General features: G+C 64.4%; 25 protein-coding genes. 8 read left to right on the top strand and 17 right to left on the bottom strand.

Annotated elements, in window-relative coordinates; genetic code table 11:
- Positions 1-27: 27 nt before the first annotated feature.
- The 7 genes from GRZ55_RS03255 to GRZ55_RS03225 all read right to left on the bottom strand — a co-directional run bounded on the left by GRZ55_RS03255 (position 28) and on the right by GRZ55_RS03225 (position 5,378).
- Positions 28-909 (bottom strand): 3-hydroxybutyryl-CoA dehydrogenase, encoded by an 882-nt coding sequence (locus GRZ55_RS03255; RefSeq protein WP_169285425.1) that lies wholly within the window; start codon positions 907-909, stop codon positions 28-30.
- 118 nt (positions 910-1,027) lie between these two features.
- Positions 1,028-1,957, bottom strand: coding sequence for an electron transfer flavoprotein subunit alpha/FixB family protein (locus tag GRZ55_RS03250; protein ID WP_169285424.1), 930 nt, complete (start codon positions 1,955-1,957; stop codon positions 1,028-1,030).
- A gap of 29 nt (positions 1,958-1,986) precedes the next feature.
- Positions 1,987-2,736, bottom strand: a complete 750-nt coding sequence (locus GRZ55_RS03245; RefSeq protein WP_169285423.1) for an electron transfer flavoprotein subunit beta/FixA family protein — start codon at positions 2,734-2,736, stop codon at positions 1,987-1,989.
- Between the two features lie 195 nt (positions 2,737-2,931).
- Positions 2,932-3,699, bottom strand: a complete 768-nt coding sequence (locus GRZ55_RS03240) for a rhomboid family intramembrane serine protease (RefSeq protein WP_169285422.1) — start codon at positions 3,697-3,699, stop codon at positions 2,932-2,934.
- A gap of 31 nt (positions 3,700-3,730) precedes the next feature.
- Positions 3,731-4,309, bottom strand: coding sequence for a cob(I)yrinic acid a,c-diamide adenosyltransferase (locus tag GRZ55_RS03235; RefSeq protein ID WP_169285421.1), 579 nt, complete (start codon positions 4,307-4,309; stop codon positions 3,731-3,733).
- Positions 4,310-4,330: 21 nt separating this feature from the next.
- Positions 4,331-4,519 (bottom strand): twin transmembrane helix small protein, encoded by a 189-nt coding sequence (locus tag GRZ55_RS03230; protein WP_169285420.1) that lies wholly within the window; start codon positions 4,517-4,519, stop codon positions 4,331-4,333.
- Positions 4,520-4,538: 19 nt separating this feature from the next.
- On the bottom strand, positions 4,539-5,378 hold the full coding sequence (locus GRZ55_RS03225) for an SDR family oxidoreductase (RefSeq protein WP_246734463.1): 840 nt from the start codon (positions 5,376-5,378) through the stop codon (positions 4,539-4,541).
- Positions 5,379-5,454: 76 nt separating this feature from the next.
- Between GRZ55_RS03225 and GRZ55_RS03220 the strand changes: the two genes are divergently transcribed.
- Positions 5,455-6,315, top strand: coding sequence for a YihY/virulence factor BrkB family protein (locus GRZ55_RS03220; protein WP_169285582.1), 861 nt, complete (start codon positions 5,455-5,457; stop codon positions 6,313-6,315).
- Here the strand turns inward: GRZ55_RS03220 and GRZ55_RS03215 are convergent.
- Positions 6,299-7,192, bottom strand: a complete 894-nt coding sequence (locus GRZ55_RS03215) for a DMT family transporter (protein WP_169285418.1) — start codon at positions 7,190-7,192, stop codon at positions 6,299-6,301. The genes GRZ55_RS03220 and GRZ55_RS03215 overlap by 17 nt on opposite strands.
- Positions 7,193-7,332: 140 nt before the next feature.
- Here GRZ55_RS03215 and GRZ55_RS03210 point away from each other — a divergent pair, with 140 nt between their 5' ends.
- Complete coding sequence (locus tag GRZ55_RS03210) at positions 7,333-7,620, top strand: hypothetical protein (protein WP_169285417.1); 288 nt, start codon at positions 7,333-7,335, stop codon at positions 7,618-7,620.
- On the opposite strand, the gene gluQRS is transcribed toward GRZ55_RS03210, so the two are convergent.
- Positions 7,607-8,500, bottom strand: a complete 894-nt coding sequence (gene gluQRS, locus GRZ55_RS03205; RefSeq protein ID WP_169285416.1) for a tRNA glutamyl-Q(34) synthetase GluQRS — start codon at positions 8,498-8,500, stop codon at positions 7,607-7,609. The two genes, GRZ55_RS03210 and gluQRS, sit on opposite strands and share 14 nt — an antisense overlap.
- Before the next feature lie 84 nt (positions 8,501-8,584).
- On the opposite strand from gluQRS, the gene GRZ55_RS03200 reads away from it, so the two are divergent.
- The 4 genes from GRZ55_RS03200 (at position 8,585) to GRZ55_RS03185 (ending at position 10,790) form a co-directional block, all read left to right on the top strand.
- Complete coding sequence (locus GRZ55_RS03200) at positions 8,585-9,250, top strand: DNA-3-methyladenine glycosylase (RefSeq protein WP_169285415.1); 666 nt, start codon at positions 8,585-8,587, stop codon at positions 9,248-9,250.
- Positions 9,251-9,358: 108 nt separating this feature from the next.
- The gene (locus tag GRZ55_RS03195; protein ID WP_169285414.1) at positions 9,359-9,916 is read left to right on the top strand and encodes an HNH endonuclease; all 558 of its coding nucleotides are present in this window, start codon (positions 9,359-9,361) and stop codon (positions 9,914-9,916) included.
- 63 nt (positions 9,917-9,979) lie between these two features.
- Complete coding sequence (locus GRZ55_RS03190) at positions 9,980-10,285, top strand: hypothetical protein (RefSeq protein WP_169285413.1); 306 nt, start codon at positions 9,980-9,982, stop codon at positions 10,283-10,285.
- Positions 10,286-10,313: 28 nt separating this feature from the next.
- Positions 10,314-10,790 carry a DUF421 domain-containing protein gene (locus tag GRZ55_RS03185; protein WP_169285412.1) on the top strand — a complete coding sequence of 159 codons (477 nt, stop codon included), beginning with the start codon at positions 10,314-10,316 and terminating at the stop codon, positions 10,788-10,790.
- On the opposite strand, the gene GRZ55_RS03180 is transcribed toward GRZ55_RS03185, so the two are convergent.
- The 4 genes from GRZ55_RS03180 to GRZ55_RS03165 form a co-directional block, all read right to left on the bottom strand.
- Positions 10,791-11,669, bottom strand: coding sequence for an SMP-30/gluconolactonase/LRE family protein (locus GRZ55_RS03180; protein WP_169285411.1), 879 nt, complete (start codon positions 11,667-11,669; stop codon positions 10,791-10,793).
- On the bottom strand, positions 11,666-12,433 hold the full coding sequence (locus tag GRZ55_RS03175) for an SDR family NAD(P)-dependent oxidoreductase (RefSeq protein WP_169285410.1): 768 nt from the start codon (positions 12,431-12,433) through the stop codon (positions 11,666-11,668). The genes GRZ55_RS03180 and GRZ55_RS03175 overlap by 4 nt, the downstream gene beginning before the upstream one ends.
- Positions 12,434-12,518: 85 nt before the next feature.
- Positions 12,519-13,175 (bottom strand): DUF1236 domain-containing protein, encoded by a 657-nt coding sequence (locus GRZ55_RS03170; protein WP_169285409.1) that lies wholly within the window; start codon positions 13,173-13,175, stop codon positions 12,519-12,521.
- 118 nt (positions 13,176-13,293) lie between these two features.
- Positions 13,294-14,832: a cryptochrome/photolyase family protein gene (locus GRZ55_RS03165; protein ID WP_169285408.1), complete on the bottom strand. Its 1,539-nt coding sequence runs from the start codon at positions 14,830-14,832 to the stop codon at positions 13,294-13,296.
- Positions 14,833-15,185: 353 nt separating this feature from the next.
- Here GRZ55_RS03165 and GRZ55_RS03160 point away from each other — a divergent pair, with 353 nt between their 5' ends.
- The gene (locus GRZ55_RS03160; RefSeq protein WP_246734502.1) at positions 15,186-15,950 is read left to right on the top strand and encodes a lytic transglycosylase domain-containing protein; all 765 of its coding nucleotides are present in this window, start codon (positions 15,186-15,188) and stop codon (positions 15,948-15,950) included.
- 63 nt (positions 15,951-16,013) lie between these two features.
- Here GRZ55_RS03160 and GRZ55_RS03155 read toward each other — a convergent pair whose 3' ends face one another.
- The 4 genes from GRZ55_RS03155 to GRZ55_RS03140 are packed head-to-tail and all read right to left on the bottom strand — an operon-like array spanning position 16,014 to position 19,700.
- On the bottom strand, positions 16,014-16,661 hold the full coding sequence (locus GRZ55_RS03155; RefSeq protein ID WP_169285406.1) for a hypothetical protein: 648 nt from the start codon (positions 16,659-16,661) through the stop codon (positions 16,014-16,016).
- A 44-nt stretch (positions 16,662-16,705) separates the two neighbouring features.
- The gene (locus GRZ55_RS03150; protein ID WP_169285405.1) at positions 16,706-17,296 is read right to left on the bottom strand and encodes a protein-S-isoprenylcysteine O-methyltransferase; all 591 of its coding nucleotides are present in this window, start codon (positions 17,294-17,296) and stop codon (positions 16,706-16,708) included.
- Positions 17,293-18,438, bottom strand: a complete 1,146-nt coding sequence (locus tag GRZ55_RS03145; protein ID WP_169285404.1) for a hypothetical protein — start codon at positions 18,436-18,438, stop codon at positions 17,293-17,295. The genes GRZ55_RS03150 and GRZ55_RS03145 overlap by 4 nt, the downstream gene beginning before the upstream one ends.
- 35 nt (positions 18,439-18,473) lie before the next feature.
- On the bottom strand, positions 18,474-19,700 hold the full coding sequence (locus GRZ55_RS03140; protein WP_169285403.1) for an argininosuccinate synthase: 1,227 nt from the start codon (positions 19,698-19,700) through the stop codon (positions 18,474-18,476).
- Between the two features lie 165 nt (positions 19,701-19,865).
- Between GRZ55_RS03140 and GRZ55_RS03135 the strand changes: the two genes are divergently transcribed.
- Complete coding sequence (locus GRZ55_RS03135; RefSeq protein WP_169285402.1) at positions 19,866-20,741, top strand: hypothetical protein; 876 nt, start codon at positions 19,866-19,868, stop codon at positions 20,739-20,741.
- Positions 20,742-21,013: the final 272 nt, after the last annotated feature.

Here is a 21,013-nt window from a genome sequence, read left to right as displayed (position 1 = left end):
CTGTCGGCCTCGATGACGCGCGCCGGATCAGCGTGTCGGCACGGGCGTTTCGCCGCGATAGTCGTAGAAACCCCGGCCCGTCTTGCGCCCGAGCCAGCCAGCCTCGACATACTTCACCAGCAACGGGCAGGGGCGGTATTTGGAATCCGCCAGCCCCTCATAGAGCACCTGCATGATCGACAGGCAGGTGTCGAGGCCAATGAAATCGGCAAGCTGCAGCGGACCCATCGGGTGGTTGGCGCCGAGCTTCATGGCCGTGTCGATCGCCTCGACCGATCCGACACCCTCATAGAGGGTGTAGATCGCCTCGTTGATCATTGGCAGCAGGATGCGGTTGACGATGAAGGCCGGGAAATCCTCCGCCACGGTGATCGTCTTGTCGAGCGCGGTGACGAATTCGCGCGCCGCCTCGAAGGTCACGTCCTCGGTGGCGATGCCGCGCACCAGCTCGACGAGCTTCATCACCGGCACGGGATTCATGAAATGGATGCCGATGAAGCGCTCGGGCCGGTCGGTCTGCGCGGCAAGACGCGTGATCGAGATGGAGGAGGTGTTGGAGGCGATCATGGCTTCCGGATTGAGCACCGGGCACAGTTGCTGGAAGATCTTGCGCTTGACGGTCTCATCCTCGGTCGCCGCCTCGATGACGAGGTCGCAGGACGCCAGATCCTCCATCGAGGGGGCTGCGCCCACGCGCTCGACGGCTGCCTTGCGCACGGCTTCGTCGAGCTTGCCCGACGAGACCTGGCGCGCCATGTTGCCGTTGATCGTGGCAAGACCCGCCTGGATGCGGTCGGTCGAGTTGTCGTGAAGCAGCACCTTGTAGCCCGCAAGCGCGGCGACATGGGCGATGCCGTTGCCCATCTGCCCGGCGCCGATCACTCCCACCGTCTCGATCTTGCCCGTCATTGCGATTTTCCCGTCGGGGCGCCCTGCGCGCCCGCGTCTTGCTGCGTTGCAACGTAAAGGGGCGGGGCGGAAAACTCCACCCCGCCCCAACGATAATGAACATCGCCTCAGGCCAAAGTCAAAGTGCCTTTTCGAACTCCGGCAGGAGGGTAAAGAGGTCGCCGACGAGGCCGTAATCGGCCACCTGGAAGATCGGCGCCTCCTCGTCCTTGTTGATAGCCACGATGACCTTGGAATCCTTCATGCCGGCCAGGTGCTGGATGGCACCCGAGATACCGACGGCGATGTAGAGCTCCGGGGCAACGACCTTGCCGGTCTGGCCGACCTGCCAGTCGTTCGGCGCATAGCCGGCATCCACGGCCGCGCGGCTGGCGCCGATGGCGGCGCCCAGCTTGTCGGCGATCGGCAGCATGACCTCCTCGAACTTCTCCTTCGAGCCGAGCGCGCGCCCGCCCGAGATGATGATCTTGGCCGAGGTCAATTCGGGACGCTCGGAATGGGCGATCTTGTTCTCGACAAAGCTGGAAAGACCCGCATCGGCCGCCGCCTCGGTGCTCTCGACCGAAGCCGAACCGCCTTCGCCCGCCGCCTGGAAGGAGGCCGTGCGCACGGTGATGACCTTCTTGGCATCGGATGACTGCACCGTCTGGATGGCGTTGCCGGCATAGATCGGCCGCTTGAACGTGTCGGCGGAGACGACCTCCACGATGTCGGATATCTGCATCACATCGAGAAGGGCTGCCACGCGCGGCATCACGTTCTTGCCCATGGTCGTGGCGGGCGCAACCAGCGCGTCGTAGCCTTCGGCGAGCTTGACGATCGTATCCGCCAGCGGCTCGGCGAGGCGTTCGGCGAGCGCGTCGCTTTCGGCCAGCAGCACCTTGCGCACGCCGGCGAGCTTCGCGGCTGCGTCGGCGGCCGACTGGGCGCCCTTGCCTGCAACCAGCACGTCGACGTCGCCGCCCATCTGGGCGGCCGCCGACAGCGCCTTTGCCGTCTGGTCGGAGAGGGTGGAATTGTCGTGTTCGGCAATCAGAAGAATGGCCATCGTCGTCGTTTCCCTATCCTATCGCCCGATCAAAGCACGCCGGCTTCGTTCTTCAGCTTCTCGACCAGTTCGGCCACGTCCTTGACCTTGACGCCTGCCTGGCGGCCCGCCGGTTCTTCCGTCTTCAGCACCTTGAGCCGCGGCGCGACCTCGACCCCGTAGTCGGACGGCGCCTTCTCGTCGAGCGGCTTCTTCTTGGCCTTCATGATGTTGGGCAGCGAGGCATAGCGCGGCTGGTTGAGACGCAGGTCGGTGGTGACGATCGCGGGCATGGAAATCTCGATCGTCTGCAGGCCGCCATCGACCTCGCGCGTCACTTTTGCCTTGCCGCCCTCGATCTCCACCTTGGAGGCGAAGGTTCCCTGGCTCCAGCCGAGCAGCGCGGCCAGCATCTGGCCGGTCTGGTTGGCGTCGTCGTCGATGGCCTGCTTGCCGAGAATGACCAGGTCGGGTTTCTCTTCCTCGACAATGCCCTTGAGGATCTTGGCGACCGTCAGCGGCTCGGTGAGTTCGTCGGTCTTCACCAGGATTCCGCGGTCGGCGCCCATGGCGAGCGCGGTACGGATGGTCTCCTGGGCCTGCTGCGGGCCGACGGACACGGCGATGATCTCCTCGACCTTGCCGGCTTCCTTCAACCGGATCGCCTCTTCGACGGCGATCTCGTCGAACGGGTTCATCGACATCTTCACATTGGCGAGCTCGACGCCCGATCCGTCCGACTTCACCCGGATCTTCACATTGTAATCGACAACCCGCTTGACGGGGACCAGAACCTTCATGACCTCGAGACCTCTCCGATCAGATTTCGGGGACGGAATTGGCACGGTCGCTCCTCGACCGATTGCCCGTTTCCGACATTCCGGGTGAAATTCGCGCACGGCGTACACGACCTGAACGCCGCCGTCGCAGGTGCGGCGGAACGTAGTCAGAGGCGGCGCGGGCGTCAATAAGGGCGCCTTCCATGGGAAGGAGCCTCAGCGCCGGCGCGACACGGGGGGAGCGCCAGGCGGCCTGCGCCTCGGCAGCGGGACGGTCGTCTCCACCGCCTCCGGCGTGACGATCTCGCGGTCGAAAAGCGGCACCCCGGAACGCCGCATCATTAACACCAGCGCCGCGCCCATGAGGATGCCACCCACATGGGCGGCCCAGGACACGGCGTCATCGCCGGCCACGGCGAGCATGAAGAACTGCATGCCGATCCACAGGGCCAGCACGATCCAGGCGGGAATGCGCAGCGGGATCCGCGCGAAGGCCAGCACCCAGATCTTCACCCTGGGGTGCAGGATGAGATACGCCGCCACGATGCCCGCGATCGCGCCCGAGGCGCCGATGAGCGGCGCCTGTGATTCCGGCAGTAGCAGGCCGTGCAGGAAGGCGCCCGCCATGGCACAGAGAAGGTAGAAGACGAGGAACCGCAGATGGCCGAGCGCGTCCTCCACATTGTCCCCAAAGACCCAGAGGAACAGCATGTTGCCGCCCAGGTGGAAGATGTCGCCATGGAGGAAGGAATAGGTGACGTAGGTGGCTGATGTCGGCACGAGGCTGTATTCGGGGGGCAGTACCGCATAGTCGAAGGCCACTGCCGGAATGTAGCCATAGCCCATCACAGTCGCCTGGATCTCGGCTTCCGAACCCATGACGGACAGGAAGAAGAAGATGACATTGGCGACGATCAGGCCGATCGTCACATACTGCACCTTAATGTGCTTGAGCGCATTGGCGTCGTGTATCGGGATGAACATGCGTCGCTATGCCGCCCCCGATCCGGCCGTGCTACCTGTTCTTGCCCGGCACCCATAACACGTCGCGGGCGCCATTGTCATTGGCGGCCCGCGCCGCCACGAACAGGAAATCGGACAGGCGGTTGACATATTTCATCGCCTCGGCGCCGACGCTCTCGCCGGGCCTGCGGGAAAGCTCGACGATGAGCCGCTCGGCCCGCCGCGACACGGTGCGTGCCAGATGCAATGCAGCGGCGGCCGCCGACCCGCCCGGCAGCACGAAGGAGCGCAGGGGAGCGAGTTCGCCGTTCAGCCGGTCGATGTCGCGCTCCAGCCGGTCGACCTGACTTGCCACGATGCGCAGCGGTTCTACCTCCGGCTTTTCGCTCGTTTCGGGCGTCGCGAGATCAGCACCGAGATCGAAGAGATCGTTCTGGATGGCGCCCAGCATCGCATCGAGTTCGGCCATGCCATCCGTATGCAGCCGGGCCAAGCCGATACATGCGTTGACTTCGTCGACGGTGCCATAGGCCGTGACCCTGAGGTCGAATTTCTCGCGCCGCTCGCCGCCGACGAGCGCGGTGGTGCCGTCATCACCCGTGCGCGTGTAGATCTTGTTGAGTACGACCATTTTCGAAGCCCCTTTGCCGTGTCAGCTCGAGAAATAGAGCGCGGTCATGATCAGCACCAGCGCCACGAATTGCAGCACGACACGCGCCTGCATCAACTTGTTGGAAGCGTTGCCGGAACCGCCGCGCATCATGTTCATCAGGCCGCGGACGAGAACGACCACGACGGCAAGCATGACGAGGATGGCGAGGATGTTGAAGGCGGTGGACATGGGTTTTCCTTCGTTGAGCTCAGGCGCGGGATGCCATGAGGCGGTAGAAGAGCCGGGACGGCAGCAGGCGCTTGAGGATGACGCCGATCCTGGCGGGCGTCGTGACCACGTAATGAGGGCGCGGGCGGGGATGTTCCAGGGCATGACGCAGCACCTCATGTACGGCGGCAGGCGTGAGCTTGAAGCGCGACCGAATGCCGCCCTGCCGCATCCGCGCGAGTTCGTCCCCGTAGTGCCGACGATGCACCGACCCCTCGACGTCGACGTTCCGTTCGAAAAAGGAGAGCGCATTGGCGGCAAAACGTGATTCGATCGGTCCCGGCTCGATCAGCGAAACCTCGATGCCCGACCCTTCCAGTTCCAGCCTCAGGCACAGCATCAGCCCCTCCAGCGCATGCTTGGAGGCGACATAGGGCCCCCGCCAGCGCGCCGGCACGAGACCGAGGATCGAGGAGCAGTGGACGATGCGACCATGCCCCTGCGCGCGCATGACGGGCACGATACGCCGCGTCAGGTCGTGCCAGCCGAAAAAGTTGGCCTCGAATTGTTCGCGCAGCGCCTCGACCGGAATGTCTTCCACCGCGCCGGGTTGCGCGTAGGCGCCGTTGTTGAAGAGCGCGTCGAGCCGCCCGCCGGTCGTCGCCAGCACGGTTTCCACCGCGATGGCGATCGATTCGGGCTCTCGATAGTCGAGATAGATGGCTTCCAGCCCGTCCGATCGCAACTTTTCGAGGTCGGCCGGCTTGCGCGCGGTGGCAAAAACACGCCATCCCTCGGCATTGAGGGCACGTGCGCAGTAGGCTCCGATACCGGTTGAGGCGCCGGTCAGAAGAATGGAGCGTTTGCCTTCGTCCCGCAATTCATCTTTCCTGTCGACTTGCCATGGCGGGTCACCCATTCACATATTCGTCCCAAGGACACAATCGGATGTGCGGATCGTGAGGGCCATCGTCGCCACCAAGCGCGTCATCTACGACGCCTTCGGTCATTTCAACTATGACGACGGATGGGCCATGGCCAGCCATCTGGCGCTATCCTCGCTGTTGGCTGTCTTTCCCTTCCTGATCTTCGCGACCTCGCTGGCGAGCTTCGTCGGAGCGCAGGCCTTCGCCGACACCATCGTGCACCTTCTCTTCGACACCTGGCCCGCCGACATCGCCGCGCCGATCGCGCGGGAGGTGACCACCGTGCTCACGGTGCAACGCGGCGATTTCCTGACCATCGGCATTCTCGTGACCGCCTTCTTCGCGACCAACGGCGTCGAGGCGATCCGTGTCTCCCTCAATCGCGCCTACCGCGTCAGCGAGACCCGCAACATGTTCTGGCTGCGGATGCAGGGCTTCGCCTTCGTCATCGTGACCACGCTCGGCTTCGTGATCGTCTCGACGCTGCTCGTCTTCCTGCCCATAGCGGTCAATTTCGCGGTCGAACGCGTGCCGCAGCTTGAACCCTATCTCGGCACGATCACCATCTGGCGTTACATCGTGGCGTCCTTCATCATCGTGATCGGGCTGGCCGCCGCCCATTACTGGCTGCCGGACGGCAAGCGCAAATTCGTCCACCTGATGCCTGGCATGGTCTTCACGCTGATCGGCTGGGTCGTCGGCTCGACCGTCTTTGCCTATTACCTGCAGCAATACGCGCTTTATGCGTCCTACTATGCAGGCCTCGCTTCGATCATGATCGCGCTGGTCTTCCTGTACATCATCTCGGTCATCTTCATCATGGGCGCCGAACTGAATGCCGCCCTGAGGCGCTATTTCGACTCGCGTGCCCGTGTCATGCGCCGCCAGTAGGTAGGCTGTTTCGGCGATCGCGCGTCGCCAGCGCGACGCCGAGCGAGGCGATGACGATGCCGCCGATCTGGATCGGCTCCAGCGCTTCGCCGAACAGCACCCAGGCCATCACCGCGGTAACCCCCGGCACGAGATAGAAAAGCGACGACACGCGTGCGACGACGCCGTCGCGGATCAGGTACATGAGAAGCAGGATCGCCCCGATGGACAGGACCAGCACCAGCCACGCCATCGCGAAGACCAGTTCGCCGTTGAGCCGGTAGCTTCCCGTTTCGAGCAGCAGCGCTGCCACCGCAACCAGCACCGCCCCGCCGGCATATTGCCAGAGCGTGCCAGTCAGAAGGTCGGCATCGGCGACAAAACGCTTCTGCCAGACCGTGCCCGCTGAAATGCCCACCACCGAGGCCAGACAAGCGCCGACGGTCGCGGCATTCACCCCGCCACCGATGGCTCCCAGTCGCGGCGAGAGTACGATCACCACGCCAATGAAGCCGATGGCGAGCCCTGCCCAGTGGCGCGGGCGGACCCGCTCTCCCAGAACGGCTCCGGCCAGGAGCGTGGTGACCAGGGGCTGTAGCCCGATGATGAGCGCCGACAGTCCCGCCGGCATGCCGTGATTGATCGCCCAGAACACGCCGCCGAGATAGACCCCGTGGATCATTGTCCCGGCAATGGCGGCATGCATGGCCGCCCGCGGCGTCAGCGCCTTCGCCTGCCACCACCAGATGATCAGGAGCAGCAGGACCGCCGACAGCGCGAAACGTACGAACAGGAAGGCAAAGGGCTCGGCATGAGGCATCGCATATCCCGCGCCGATGAAGCCGGTCGCCCAGAGCAGGACGAAGAGCGCGGGCGCGAAACGGGAAAAGCTTGTCATGGCGGGGTATTGCCGATTGGCGTGAGGGTTGCCCCGCACTAGCCGCATTCGGTCTGGCAAGCAAAGGGAAAGGATTGATCCACTACACTGTGCGTCGGCAGGCCCTCGGGGCAATGTTTCAATCCTTGCGGAGGGGATCGATGATCTGGAACCTCGGATTTGGTTGGCTGGTCATGATGATCGGCTGCGTGACGATCCTGGCTTTCATTCTCGCCATGGCGCTGGACGCGCTGATGGGTCGCGACGGGTTCGGCCCGGTTGGCAACGCCTTCGTGCTGACTGCCGGCTTTTTCCTGTCGATCTATCTTTTCAACATGTACGGCTACAACCTTTCCGACATGAAATGGGGTGCCGGGGCCGGTGTTCTGGGCGCCTTCGCCGCCATGACGTCTCTCGCGACCCTCAAGGGACTTCTCAACCGCTGGTAAGCTGCCTCAGGCCCACCATGCGGGCGATGTCGCCCGGCTGAGCGCCGGCCTCACGCAGCACGGAGATCGCCGTGTCGCGTCGACTTTTGGACAGTTTGCGGCCGTCATCGCCCAGGATCAGGTCGTGGTGCAGATAGGTCGGGGGCGTCAGGCCCAGAAGCTCCTGTATCAGTCGCTGCACGGCGGTGGCCTGAAAGAGATCCCGCCCGCGCACCACATGCGTGATGCCCTGGATGGCGTCGTCGACCACCACGGCCAGATGATAGCTCGTCGGCACGTCGCGACGCGCCACGATCACGTCGCCCCAGGCTGCCGGGTCGGCCGCCACCAGCCCGCATTCTTCCTGCGGACCCGAACCTTCCTCGCGCCATGACAACCCAGCGCCGGCGTGCGCCACGGCCGCCATCATGTCGATCCGCCAGGAATAGGGTTCCCCGGCCGAGATCCGCGCACGGCGCTCGGCGGTGGAAAGATGGCGGTCTTCCCCCGGATAGTGCGCCGCGCCGTCCGGATCGCGCGGCCAGGATGCACCGCCGTCGTCGGTGCCGGCGATGAAGGCGCGGATTTCGCCCCGGCTCATGAAAGCCGGGTAGACCAGCCCCGCGTCAATCAGCCGGTCCAGCGCCTCGGCGTAATCCTCGAAATGATCCGATTGACGCCGCACCGGCTCTTCCCATTCGAGCCCGAGCCAGGCGAGGTCGCGCAGGATCGCATCCTCGTATTCACGCCGGCAGCGGCCGATATCGATGTCCTCGATGCGCAACAGGAAGCGCCCGCCGGCCTCCCGAGCCAACTGGTGGTTCAGCATGGCGGAATAGGCATGGCCGAGATGCAACTCGCCATTGGGACTGGGGGCGAAGCGAAAGACAGGCCTGGTCATGCTGGCAAATTGCGAGAATCCGGATTGCGTGCGGGACGTGGGGCGGTAGGCTCGCAGCCACGCGAGTGGAAGGCAAGATCGAAGATGGACCGCATCGAGACGACAGCCGATATCGAGCGGGGGCTGGTGGCACTCCGTGCGAGGGACCGACGCCTGGAGCCTTTGATCGCGGATGCCGGCCACTTGCCCTTGCGCCGGCTGGAGCCGGGCTTTGCAAGCCTCTGCTCGATCGTCATTTCGCAGCAGGTGTCGCGGGCCAGCGCCGAGGCCATCTTTGCCCGCCTGTGTCGCACGATCGAGCCCTTGACCCCGTCGGGGGTGCTGACCGGCGGGGCGGAAAGCCTGATCGAGGCTGGCCTGTCGCGCCCGAAGCAGAAAACGCTGCTGGGGCTGGCGGCGAGGATCGTGCATGGCGGGCTCGATCTCGATCGGCTCTGCGAGATGCCGGCCGAGGCCGCCATGGCGGAGTTCGTCGCCATCCCCGGCATCGGGCCGTGGACGGCCGAGATCTATCTCCTGTTCTGCGCCGGACACCCCGACATCTTCCCCGCCCGGGACCTCGCGCTGCAGGTGGCCGTGGGCCACGCCCTCGGGCTTGGAGCGCGTCCCGACCATCGCGAAACGGCACGTCTGGCCGAATCATGGGCCCCGTGGCGGGGCGKCGCTGCCCGCCTGTTCTGGGCCCACTACGCGGGCATCAAGGGGCGCGACGCCGCACCCACAACGGCAATAGCGCGAAAAATTGAATGAAACCGCGAATTTGGCAGCTCCGACCCCCGACAAACAGCTTCACAAGCCTGTCATGTCCTGCTTACATTATCCGTGTCGATCGACGGACAGCCCATGGAGGTCAGTTAAGTGACGATCGCGGTCTCGCCGGATGGGCTTCCCGCCCTGGTGCTGAACGCCGACTACCGCCCGCTCAGCTACTATCCCCTGTCGCTCTGGTCGTGGCAGGACGCCATCAAGGCGGTGTTTCTCGACCGCGTGAACATCGTTGCTGAATACGATCACGCGGTATCCTCCCCATCGTTCTCGATGCGGGTGCCGAGCGTCGTCAGCCTCAAATCCTATGTGAAGCCGTCTCGCTTCCCTGCCTTCACCCGCTTCAACGTCTTTTTGCGCGACCGCTTCCAGTGCCAGTATTGCGGCACCACGGAAGATCTGACCTTCGACCATGTCATTCCGCGCCGCTGCGGCGGAGCGACCACTTGGGAGAACGTCGTCGCCGCCTGCTCACCGTGCAATCTTCGGAAAGGCGGAGAGATGCCGGCGGACGCCAAGATGTGGCCGCGCCAGAAGCCTTTCCAGCCGAGCGTGCACGATCTGCACAACAATGGCCGCCTGTTTCCGCCCAACTTTCTGCACGAAAGCTGGATGGACTATCTCTATTGGGATGTCGAACTGGAGCCTTAGGCCTCCGGGCGGCGAACATTTCCGGCATTTGGGCGTTTGCTCTCCATAGGCAGGGAGACAGACATGCTGCGACTCATTTCAACCGGATTTGGAATTCTTCTTCTGGGCACAGCCGGCGTCAGCGCCCAGGAGCCCCTGATTGCGTGCCAGGAGCAGTCCCAACTCGAACAGGTCAGCGCCAGCAATGGCGACATCATGCCGGAAGGTTGCCGCGAGGTGACTGTGAGCGTGCTCGACGGCGATGGCGACAGGCTTTGCCTGGTTGACTTCACTGGTACGGGCGAGGGTCTCATCGATCAGTTGCGCGAGGCGGCGGTGACCGAACGATGGTGGCTGCATTGCGAAGACCTCCTGACATCGGCCCGCTGAACCCGCAGAGCCGAACGGCGGAAACGCGATGATCTTCGAGAGCTGGGAAAGCCTGCTCCGCGTGCTCGGTGTCGGCGCCGCCGCCTATGTGGGACTGGTGGTCATGCTTCGCGTGTCCGGCAAACGCACGCTTAGCAAGATGAACGCCTTCGACCTCGTGGTGACGGTCGCGCTTGGGTCGACCCTGGCGACGGTGCTGCTCGATCGCAACGTTCCTCTTGCCGACGGTCTGCTGGCTCTCGGTCTGCTTGTGTTTCTCCAATATGTCATCACCTGGGGATCGGTCCGCTCCGACCGGTTCCAGGAACTCGTGAAGGCCGCCCCGACCGCGCTCGTGCGCAACGGCAGCTATCTGGAGGAGAACATGCGTGCCCAGCGGGTGACGCGCGAAGAGATCGAAGCCGCCCTCCGACAGCACGGGGTGGCGGCCATCACTTCCGTGCAGAGCGTCACGTTGGAGACAGACGGCTCGCTGAGTGTGGTGCCTGTGAGCGACGAAAGCTGATCAGAGCACGGCAAGGGGCTCGAATCGCCCCGGCACCGCGATATCCACCAGGAAAGTCTTGCCGGCCTCCGGATCGGCATCGCGCGCTGTCTCACCCATGTCCTGCCAGGCTGAGGTGACGGCGATCCGGATGGCATCCGGGCCCACAAAGGCCGGGCATGAGGTCTGGCTGGCTGGCAGCGCGATGCTGCGCAGATGTTGCCCGGCTGGCGAATAGCAGTCGAGCGCGCCGGCTCCCCAGCGCGCGTTCCACAGCCTGCCCTCCGCATCGACAATCGAGCCGTCGATGCCCCCTTCCCCGCCACGACCATCGACAAAAATGCGCGGCGCGCCGCGGGGCAGACCGGTCTCGGAATCGCAATCGACGGCGTGAATGATGCCCTCGTCCGTGTCGGCGAAATAGGCGATTGTCCCGCAGGGCGAAAAGCAGATCGAGTTCGGGATGGTGATGCCGGCAAAAAGCCGCCGCAACTCGCCGCCGCGATGCCAGTAGATGGCACCGGCCGCCTTCTCGGCGCGCTTGCCCATCGTGCCGAGCCAGAAAGCGCCGGACGGATGCACCCGCGCATCGTTGGAGCGGGTGGCCGCATCATCCGCTTCGATCGCACAATGGGGCTCCAGACGGCCGTCGCTTTCGTGGCGAATGAAAAGCCCCGTCTCCGTGAAGAGCAACTGGCGGTCGGGGTCGATAACGGCAATCGCGCTCGCCATTTCCGGCAGGTCGTGGACAATGGTCTCCCCGTCGGGCCAGGCCTTTTCGAGAAACTTGCGGCCGACAATGTCGAACCAGAACAGGCGATTGCGCAGGGGGTCGTAGCTTGGCCCTTCCCCCAGCTCGCAGACATGATGGCTGAAGATCGTGACGTTCGGGCTGCTCACCTGACGCCTCCGTCGACGATGAGGGTCTGGGCCGTGATCATCTCGGAGGCGTCCGAAGCGAGGAACAGGCAGGGTCCCACCAGATCCTCCGGCAGCATCGCGCGCCGCAGGCACTGGCGTTCGACGAACTCGGCAAGCGCCTCCTCGGTGACCCAGAGCTTCTTCTGGCGTTCCGTCATCACCCAGCCGGGGGCGACCGCGTTAACGCGGATGCCATGCGGTCCGAGCGCGCCGGCCAGCGATTTGGTCAGGCCGATCACGCCCGCCTTTGCCGCCGCATAGACGGGGTATTCCGGCCCGTTGATCATGAAGGAGATCGAGGAGAAATTGATGATGGAGCCCTTGCCGCGGCGCTTCATCTCCTCGGCGACGGCCTGGATCGCAAAGAAATGCGGACGCAGATTGACCGCGTGGTTGGCATCCCACTCCTCGACCGAATAGCCCCCCACACCATTGCGATCGTCGCGGGCCGCGTTGTTGACCAGAATGCTGATCGGTCCGTGCTCCCGGGCCGCGCTTGCCACTGATGCCTCGAGCGCGGCGACGTCGGTGAGGTCTGTCTCGATGAAGAGGGGCGCATGTCCCGCCACATTGGCAAGCCGGGCAACCAGCGCCTCGCTGGTTTCGCGGGCAACGTCGAGGAAAGCGACGCGCGCGCCCTGCCGCACGAAGCCTTCCACCAGTGCGGCGCCGATTCCCGAACCGCCGCCGGTGATCAGCACCGAGGCGTCCTTCAAATCGGAATAGGTTACCGGCATGTCCATGCACGCGACCGTAGCGGCACGCCGTGCAACCGGCAAGCGAAAGGCCGGTGCATTGCACCGGCCCTTGCTGGTCTGAATCGGCGGCTCAGCGCACGATATAGACGATGCGCCGCGTATCGGGCTCCACGATTACCGGCTGCTGGTTCACATAGACGTAGCGATACTCGTAGTCGGGAATCTCGCGGACTTCCACGGTCTCTGGCACCTGGGCGCCGACCACGACCTCACCCTCGAGATAGACGGGTTCGACCGGATTCTCGACCACGTAGGAGCGGGCTTCCGGGGCAAGTACGCCCTCGGTGATGCCGCCGGTCGCCGCACCCGCGACCGCACCGACCGCGGCACCGACCGGGCCGCCGATCAGGGCGCCGGCAACAGCACCCGTCGCGCCGCCCGCAAGGGCGCCACCACCCGAGCTGCGATATTCGACGACCGGAACCTCGACCTCGGCCGGGCGCTCCGTGACCACGTAGCCGGTTCCTTCATATTCGGCGATGAGATAGTCCGAATAGGCCCAGCCCTCGCCGCCGCCGTGGGACACCTCGCACCACTGGCTGGCCTCCAGGCAGCCAAGGATGGTCGCCTGCTCGTCGACGCCGATCACGCCGATGACTTCATATTGCGGGCCGGGGCCCGCACGTACGTTGAGATCGGTCGTCGCGGTGGCCATCGTCTGGGCGGAAACGGCGCTCGCGGCCAGCATGGCAACTGCGGCGACGCCTGCGAATAGCTTGGTCTTCATAGTGTGTACTCCTGCAACGTCCCTTCCGCGCTGAAAACGGGGCTGGACGAAAGCCGTTCCGGCGGGTGCCCGTTCGCCGGCTCACGAATTGTTGCAGCAGTAACGATTTCGTGCCTGTTCAGGACAGCTGATTCAGAAACGAACGGGCGCGTGTTCGCAGCGCCTTCTTGGTTGCCGGATCCATCCGCGCCCAGTTGCGATAGGCAAAGGCCAGACGGCGATTATTGCCCAGTTTGCTCTCGTTGCGGGCGATGAAATCCCAATAGAGTGCGTTGAAGGGACAGGCCTCCTCTTCCACGCGCTTCTTCACGTCGTAGCGGCACTTGCCGCAATAATCCGACATGCGGTCGATATAGGCCCCGCTTGAGGCATAGGGCTTGGAACCCAGTATGCCGCCATCGGCGAACTGGCTCATGCCGATCGTGTTGGGCAGTTCAACCCATTCGAAGGCGTCGGCATAGACCGCCAGGTACCATTCGTGGACCTGCCGCGGTTCAACGCCGGCCAGAAGCGCAAAGTTGCCGGTGATCATGAGCCGCTGGATGTGATGGGCGTAGGCGTTCCGGCGCGTCTGCGAGACGACTTCCGCAATGCATGCCATGTCCGTCTCGCCCGACCAGTAGAACCAGGGAAGATCGCGCTTTGCATCTAGGTGATTGCTGGCCGCATAGTCGGGCATCATCAGCCAGTAGATGCCGCGCACATATTCGCGCCAGCCGATGATCTGACGGATGAAGCCCTCGACGGCGTTGAGCGGTGCCTTTTCCTCGCGCCATCGCTCCTCCGCCCGCCGGCACAGATCGAGCGGGTTGAGGAGCCCCGTATTGAGATAGGGAGACAAGAGCGAGTGATAGAGAAAATCCTCGCCGAGTAGCATCGCGTCCTGATTGTCACCAAAGCCGGGCAGGACGTTGTCGATGAAATGGTCGCGTGCCCTTTCAGCCTCCTTGCGCGTGACCGCCCACCCGAAGCCCTGCAGATCGCCAAAATTGTCACCAAAGAGGTGCTCGATCATCGCCATGACCTCGCGCGTCGTCGCATCGGGTCGGAATCGTGGAGGCTCCGGCATGAAGAGACTGCGATCGGCCGGCTTGCGGTTCTCCTCGTCAAAATTCCACCGCCCGCCCTCGGGATGGTCGCCGTCCATCAGAAGCCCCGTTCGCCGGCGCATGACGCGGTAGAAATGCTCCATACGCATTTCCCTGCGGCCATCAGACCATTCGGCGAATTCGGCGCGCGAGCAGAGAAAGCGCCGGTCCTGCAGGGTCTTGACCGGGCGCCCGGTGCTCTTCTCCCAACCCTCTACGTCCTTCAGGACCCGCCACTCGCCCGGCTCGGTCACGATAATCTGGTCCGGCTCGTAGCGATGGGCGGCGCGCTTTACCTCGCCGGCAAACGAACCCGTATTCCCGCTATCGGTGAGCCCGACATAGTCGACTTCCCAGCCTTCCTGGCGCAATTCATCCGCGAAATGGCGCATGGCAGAGAAGACGAAGACGAGCTTCTGCTTATGGTGGTCGACATAGGTGGCCTCTTCGGCCACCTCGCACATCAGGACCACGTCCCTTTCGCGGTCTCCTGCCTGCAGACTGGAAAGGTCTGTGCTCAGCTGGTCGCCGAGCACCACTATCAGCCGGCGGGGTCCTGTCTTTGGCATGCGCAACCTCGGATTTCTGTCCGCGGGATACGCCGGCCACCGATGTACGGATTTGCCTCCTGCATTGTTGCGTTGCCTCTACTCGGATCGGGCACAACGCGATCATAGGTCTGCCGGCACGCAGAAAGAGGCGCACAGCCCGGCTCCGCTCAAGTTCGTGTGATCGCGCCGTAACGCGCCGGTAACCATGGTGGCCTAGTTGATCATGCAGGGACGGCCCGATCCGCTTTGGCATGACAGCGCCGGCGGGGGATGGCAAAATGGATTTGAAGGGCTTTCTGACCATGAAGGAAATTTCGATGCGCGCAATCGCAAGGATCGGCATCCTGGGCGCGGCGACGGTCGCGCTTGCGATGTCAGCCGGGACGGCTTCGGCCCAGCAATGCAGCAATGATGGTTCGCGGTTCAACGCCTGGAAGGCGGAATTTCGCCAGGTGGCGGCCGCCAACGGCGTGGGTGCGCGGGGCCTGGCCGCCCTCGACCAGACGAGCTACAACTCGCGCACGATCTCGGCGGATCGCAACCAGCGATCCTTCCGCCTGTCGCTCGACGAATTCATGCAGCGGCGTGGCGCAGATGCCATCACGCAGCGCGGCGTGCGCCTCAAGGGCCAGCATGCGGGGCTTTTGCAGCGGATCGAGCAGCAATATGGCGTGCCGCCCGGCCCGCTTCTGGCCATCTGGGGCATGGAGACCGCTTTTGGCGGCTTCCTCGGCGACCAAAACATCGTCTCAGCCATCGTCACCCTGACCTATGACTGCCGCCGCACCGACTTCTTCCGGCCCCATGCGCTGGCCGCGCTCCAGCTGGTCGATCGGGGGTGGCTCTCGCCCAATGCACGTGGCGCGGCGCATGGGGAGGTTGGACAGACACAGTTCCTGCCCGCCAACGTGATCCGCTTCGGCGTGGATGGCGATGGCGACGGACGCGTGGATCTCATCGGCTCGGTCCCCGATGCGCTTGCTTCCACCGCCAATTTCTTGCGCGCCCATGGCTGGCAGAGGGGCGCGGGCTACCAGCCCGGGCAGCCGAACTTCGCCGCCATTCAGGCCTGGAACGCGGCCGGCGTCTACCAGCAGTCCATCGCGATCATCGGGCAGCGCATCGACAGCCGCTGATCGCGCGGCCGCATCGTCGCATGACCTGATTCTCCCTGGCGACACCTGCCGGGGAGCCGACGATCAGGCCCCGTCGGTGCGGGCGGCTCCGTTCGCGCCGATGAGCGCATGGATATAGGCGAAGGCGGGAAGCAGCCGGTTGCGGGGTGCCTGAAGACCCACGACGTTGCCCAGCGACGCCGCGAAATGATTGCAGTTGAACGCCGCCATGTGCCATTGCGGCGGATCGGCCAGCGCATCGCGCACAGCGTTGAGAAGCCGCCGATATTGTTGTTCATCGAGCGAGACGCGGTAGGCTGCCTGGACATTGAAGCGGCAGTCGGAATAGCTCGGGGTCAGCTCCGCCGGCATCGGCACGATCGCGCCGCCGTAGAGACCGATCAGCGAACCGACCGGATAGAGGCCGACATACTGCCGGGTCAGCACTTCGCCTCTGGCATTCAAGCGCCCGAAGACCACGTAAAGATGCCCGCTCGGTATGGCGGGCGACAGGCGTTGGCGGAATTCGATATAGGCCCTGTGCCCCGCGACGTGCTGATGCGCGGTCAGGCGGGCGGGTTCGCCATTGGGCCGGCCATGCGGCGCGCAGGACAGTTGCGGAAAGTCCAGCGCCGAGTCGGCTGCCAGGAGATCGACATCATCCAGGGCGCTTGCCTGACAGGCCGCCAGAATGAAAACGAAAGCGGCGAGTGTCGCGAAGTTTTTCAGCATGTCCCTATCCTCGCCCCGCCGGCCACTATGTAGCGCGGACGAGCTTAGTAGACAAAGGGTATGATGCGCTTGGTGCGCGCGCTGTAGAGCCGGTATTCCTCGCCAAAGGCCTCCTCCATCATGCGCTCTTCCTCGCCGACCCGCAGCACATAAAGGGTACCGAAGCCCACGAGACCCGCCAGCCCGGCCACCCAGTTGGAGAGCAGCAGCGCCTGGGCCAACGCCATCAGCCAGAATGCCGTGTACATGGGATGGCGCAGATGCCGGTAGACGCCACTCGTAACCAGCCTGTGCTCCTGCTTCAGTTCCAGAGAGACCGACCACATGGCCCCCAGCGCCTTGTGGGTAAGCCGGAACATGACGAGGGCCGCGATGGCGGCCAGAACGCCGAGTGCGAACACGATCGGATGCTGTACGCGATCGGCGAACACGGGCCAGCCCGTGGCGACATGGATAGCGGGAACGATGCCGAGGCCGGTGAGCGAGATCGTCATGCGCACGCGCTCGCCGAGCGCCTTGCGATTGTCCGCCACGTTCAGCCGTTTCGCCCTCCGGTCAAAGGGATAGCGCAGGATGTACCACGCCATCACCATCACCACCCAGGCGATCTGTCCCGCTAGCGCCAGCTCGATCATCTGTCGGTCTCTTTCTTCTGTTGGAGCCCGGGTCGGGCCGCAACGGCCGCGAAGCTGGTGGGGCCCAGCAGGATCGCATGAAAGGCATAGGCCGAAGCGCGATCGACGCCATTGACGAATTGCCGATGCACCGCGAACAGGTCGAACTTCATCTGCCGGTAGCGGTCGGAATGGAGCTGGTCGCGGAAGCGAACCCGCATGGTATTGGCCGACCCGACTTCGGCGAGGCCGAGGCTGCGGACGGGATGGCTCTTGTAGAAATGGATCGGATCGGTCAACGCCTGCACGTCGAGCCAGGCAGAATTGCTTTCGGCAATCGTTCGAACGTCGTCCCGCAGCCATGCCGCCCGCGGATGGAGCGCGACCTTCAAGAGGCTCGAGCCGACGGTCAGCACGCCGATCGGCGGCATCGGCGCCTTCGCCTGCCGCAAGAGCCGCGCGGCAAGCGCCACGGCGGTGATTGCGCCGAGGCTGTGGGCCGCAATCACGATCTCGTCGAAGGACCCGTCCGATGCCCGCCGCCTCGTCCGCTCCGCGAGCCGCTCGATGGCCGCATCGAAGGCGGGCTGGCGTCTGTGGGCGAGATCGCGGGCAAAGGCCCAATCGTCCATCACCAGCATCAGATGCAGGCGGTTGAGCGCGGTCCAGGCAAGGATGGAGGCGGCAACAGCGCCGGTCAGCACCCCCGCTCCCAAGCTCCCCGTCACCTGCAAGGCCGTCAGTGCCAGCACGATGGCCAGCAGCGGCAAGAGCAGCGGGTAGAGGTAGAAGATAAGATAACGCCAACTCGTCCGCGCGAAGCGAAAGGCGGCGCCGCTGAACGCGAAGTCGACGAGTGCGCCATAACCGGAGACCAGACGCTCGACGCCACCCCGCCCTGCATAGAAGGCGGCGATGCCGTCGAGGCTGTCGACATGCAGCTCGGTGAAGGTCGCACCAGCCGAACCGGCGCACGCGATCTCCGCGACCGCGACATCGCCATCCTGCGCGATCGGAACGTTCTCCGGCAACACCAGGCCATAGACAGGCGCCGTGCGCGATGCCTCGCGCCGGAAGCGCTTGGCATGCGCAACCGACGGCATCGCTTCGAAGCCGGGAAGGAACACCACGAGCCGCCGCCGCACGATCGTTTGCTCGGTCATGGCCGATTCCTGGCCGCGCGCTGCCGCGCCGCCCTTCAGGAGTTGCGCTTGCGCGCGGCCAGCGTGCGCAGGCGCAACGCGTTGAGGCGAATGAAGCCCTCGGCATCCTTCTGGTCATACGCGCCGCGATCATCCTCGAAGGTGACCAGCGCGTCCGAATACAGCGACTTCGGCGAACGCCGACCGGTAACGATGACATTGCCCTTGTAGAGCTTCAGGCGAACCTCGCCCTCGACATCTTCCTGGCTCTTGTCGATCGCCGCTTGCAGCATCTCGCGTTCGGGCGAGAACCAGAAGCCGTTGTAGATCAGCTCCGCGTAGCGCGGCATCAGCTCATCCTTGAGATGCCCCGCGCCCCGGTCGAGCGTGATCGATTCGATCGCGCGATGAGCGGCGAGCAGGATGGTGCCGCCCGGCGTCTCGTAGACGCCGCGGCTCTTCATGCCCACGAACCGGTTCTCGACCAGGTCGATGCGACCGATGCCGTTGTCGTGGCCGAGCTCGTTGAGCACGCCCAAGAGCGAGGCCGGCGTCATCTCGCGGCCGTTGATGGCCACTGCATCGCCCTTCTTGAAGGAAACGGTGATCTCGGTCGGCTCGTCGGGCGCATCCATCGGCGAGATGGTGCGCATGTGGACATACTCCGGCGGTTCGACCCACGGATCCTCCAGCACCTTTCCTTCCGATGAGGAGTGCAGAAGGTTCGCGTCGACCGAGAACGGCGCCTCCCCCTTCTTGTCCTTGGCGACCTGGATCTGATGCTTTTCAGCGAAATCGATGAGATCCGTGCGGGACTTGAATTCCCAGTCGCGCCACGGCGCGATCACCTTGATGTCGGGATTGAGCGCATAGGCCGACAATTCGAAACGCACCTGATCGTTGCCTTTGCCGGTCGCCCCGTGCGCGATGGCATCGGCGCCAGTCTCCTCGGCGATCTCGATCAGGCGTTTGGAGATCAGCGGACGCGCGATCGACGTGCCGAGCAGATAGGTGCCCTCGTAGACGGCGTTGGCGCGGAACATCGGAAACACGAAATCGCGCACGAACTCCTCGCGCACATCCTCGATGTAGATCTGGTTGACACCCATCTGTTCGGCCTTGCGGCGCGCGGGTTCGAGATCATCGGCGCCCTGACCGAGATCGGCGGTGAAGGTGACGACCTCCGCGCCAAGTTCGGTCTGCAGCCATTTGAGGATGATGGAGGTGTCGAGGCCGCCGGAATAGGCGAGCACGACCTTCTTCACGTCCGGGAATTTCGACATGGAATCTGGGTCCGTTTGCTTGCGGCCATCCGCCGATGGCCGAATTGCGATCGGCCGCTCTTTTAGCAGGAACGCCGGCCGCGACAAGTCTCGTGGCGCCTTGCCGGCTTTGCCGCCGACCAGCGCAGCGCTACCATGCAGTGCTGATTCTCTGTGGGGAGCGACATGACATCAATCCGGGCGACGACGGGGCGGCTCGCCCTTCTTGCGGCGCTGCTTTTGACTCTCCCCCTCGCCGCGGCGGCCCAGGAACGCTGGGCGGCGCCGGAGGACCGCGCGGAGGCCGTCCTTCCCCCTCCGCAGGGCGACACCGCAGTGTCAGCGGCAAGCCTTGCCTGCGCCGAGCGGCAATGGACGTTCGAACTGTCCCCGCGGCAGCCCGTGGACCTTGCCGGTGCGGTTCTTGTGGAATTGGAGATCGACGCGGCCACCTTCGCGGCAGAGGCAGAATTTTCGAGCGACCGCATCGCCATCGCACTGCCGTCGGATGCGCTCGAACCACTCAAGCGCGGTGTGGGCCTGGCCTTCCGTTTCGAAGGTGACGCCGACGCGGTGCTCGGTCGGCCGAGATTTTCCCTTGCGGGCTCCCGCGCGGCGATCACGGCTGCCGAGGAGGTCTGCTCGCGGCCCGACATGTCGGCCTACCGCGCACTTACTTTCACGCCGTTCTCCTCCTACATGGCGCTGGCGCGGCGGCTGCGCGCGGACGACATCGCGCAGTTCCGCCTCTCCACCGCCTCCGAGCCGGTGCTGTCGGTCGCGATGGCCGAGTTCGGAAACGGGCGCCGGGTGCTCTTCACGCGATTGTGCGGCTCGTCCTGGTATTTCGGCCGCACGGGCTGCAACGTGACGGGTTTCGCCCCGTCCTCGGGCGAGGATGAATGGCAGATCGCCTACGATTCCGAGGGCGTGGCACTCCACGTCGACCATCGGCATGACGAATTTGGCTGGCCTGACCTCGTGACCCTGCCCCTGCGGGGCCAAGGCGATGTCGCGATCTGGCGCTGGCGCGGTTCGCAGTACGGGCTTCTCGTTTTCTGAGATTCCAGCAGTATTAGACAAAAGTCGTACGCCCCTCGGATGAGCGTTGGTTGCCTATGGTGAGAAAAGTCGCCACTATGGCAACGTTCGGAAGACACGCGGGCCGAAATCTTACAATCAAAACATCGGCTCGCGTTTGCGTTTGCTTGCATGGACCGGCCCTCGGGGAGGAGACCTGACAGGGTCGCTGGCCAGTTGCGGGAAGAGTTTTCGCGCCGATCTGGCTTAACTTCGCAGCAGGCCGATGCAGCATGTCGGCGCCCGTCATCGAC

It is taken from the genome of Chelativorans sp. ZYF759 (assembly GCF_012911015.1).
In the GTDB taxonomy this organism is placed as follows: domain Bacteria; phylum Pseudomonadota; class Alphaproteobacteria; order Rhizobiales; family Rhizobiaceae; genus ZYF759.
The sequence above is the reverse complement of the archived record's forward strand: the minus strand, read 5'-3'. Positions and strand labels throughout refer to the sequence as shown.

Excerpts from the sequence above, each read along its gene's own strand:
- GRZ55_RS03185 (WP_169285412.1), top strand. The coding sequence starts at position 10,314 with ATGATCTTCGAGAGCTGGGAAAGCCTGCTCCGCGTGCTCGGTGTCGGC.
- GRZ55_RS03150 (WP_169285405.1), bottom strand. The coding sequence starts at position 17,296 with ATGATCGAGCTGGCGCTAGCGGGACAGATCGCCTGGGTGGTGATGGTG.
- gluQRS (WP_169285416.1), bottom strand. The coding sequence starts at position 8,500 with ATGACCAGGCCTGTCTTTCGCTTCGCCCCCAGTCCCAATGGCGAGTTG.
- GRZ55_RS03240 (WP_169285422.1), bottom strand. The coding sequence starts at position 3,699 with ATGTTCATCCCGATACACGACGCCAATGCGCTCAAGCACATTAAGGTG.
- GRZ55_RS03230 (WP_169285420.1), bottom strand. The coding sequence starts at position 4,519 with ATGTCCACCGCCTTCAACATCCTCGCCATCCTCGTCATGCTTGCCGTC.
- GRZ55_RS03210 (WP_169285417.1), top strand. The coding sequence starts at position 7,333 with ATGATCTGGAACCTCGGATTTGGTTGGCTGGTCATGATGATCGGCTGC.
- GRZ55_RS03175 (WP_169285410.1), bottom strand. The coding sequence starts at position 12,433 with ATGGACATGCCGGTAACCTATTCCGATTTGAAGGACGCCTCGGTGCTG.
- GRZ55_RS03245 (WP_169285423.1), bottom strand. The coding sequence starts at position 2,736 with ATGAAGGTTCTGGTCCCCGTCAAGCGGGTTGTCGATTACAATGTGAAG.
- GRZ55_RS03170 (WP_169285409.1), bottom strand. The coding sequence starts at position 13,175 with ATGAAGACCAAGCTATTCGCAGGCGTCGCCGCAGTTGCCATGCTGGCC.
- GRZ55_RS03155 (WP_169285406.1), bottom strand. The coding sequence starts at position 16,661 with ATGCTGAAAAACTTCGCGACACTCGCCGCTTTCGTTTTCATTCTGGCG.
- GRZ55_RS03255 (WP_169285425.1), bottom strand. The coding sequence starts at position 909 with ATGACGGGCAAGATCGAGACGGTGGGAGTGATCGGCGCCGGGCAGATG.
- GRZ55_RS03190 (WP_169285413.1), top strand. The coding sequence starts at position 9,980 with ATGCTGCGACTCATTTCAACCGGATTTGGAATTCTTCTTCTGGGCACA.
- GRZ55_RS03165 (WP_169285408.1), bottom strand. The coding sequence starts at position 14,832 with ATGCCAAAGACAGGACCCCGCCGGCTGATAGTGGTGCTCGGCGACCAG.
- GRZ55_RS03235 (WP_169285421.1), bottom strand. The coding sequence starts at position 4,309 with ATGGTCGTACTCAACAAGATCTACACGCGCACGGGTGATGACGGCACC.
- GRZ55_RS03250 (WP_169285424.1), bottom strand. The coding sequence starts at position 1,957 with ATGGCCATTCTTCTGATTGCCGAACACGACAATTCCACCCTCTCCGAC.
- GRZ55_RS03145 (WP_169285404.1), bottom strand. The coding sequence starts at position 18,438 with ATGACCGAGCAAACGATCGTGCGGCGGCGGCTCGTGGTGTTCCTTCCC.
- GRZ55_RS03215 (WP_169285418.1), bottom strand. The coding sequence starts at position 7,192 with ATGACAAGCTTTTCCCGTTTCGCGCCCGCGCTCTTCGTCCTGCTCTGG.
- GRZ55_RS03135 (WP_169285402.1), top strand. The coding sequence starts at position 19,866 with ATGACATCAATCCGGGCGACGACGGGGCGGCTCGCCCTTCTTGCGGCG.
- GRZ55_RS03140 (WP_169285403.1), bottom strand. The coding sequence starts at position 19,700 with ATGTCGAAATTCCCGGACGTGAAGAAGGTCGTGCTCGCCTATTCCGGC.
- GRZ55_RS03160 (WP_246734502.1), top strand. The coding sequence starts at position 15,186 with ATGTCAGCCGGGACGGCTTCGGCCCAGCAATGCAGCAATGATGGTTCG.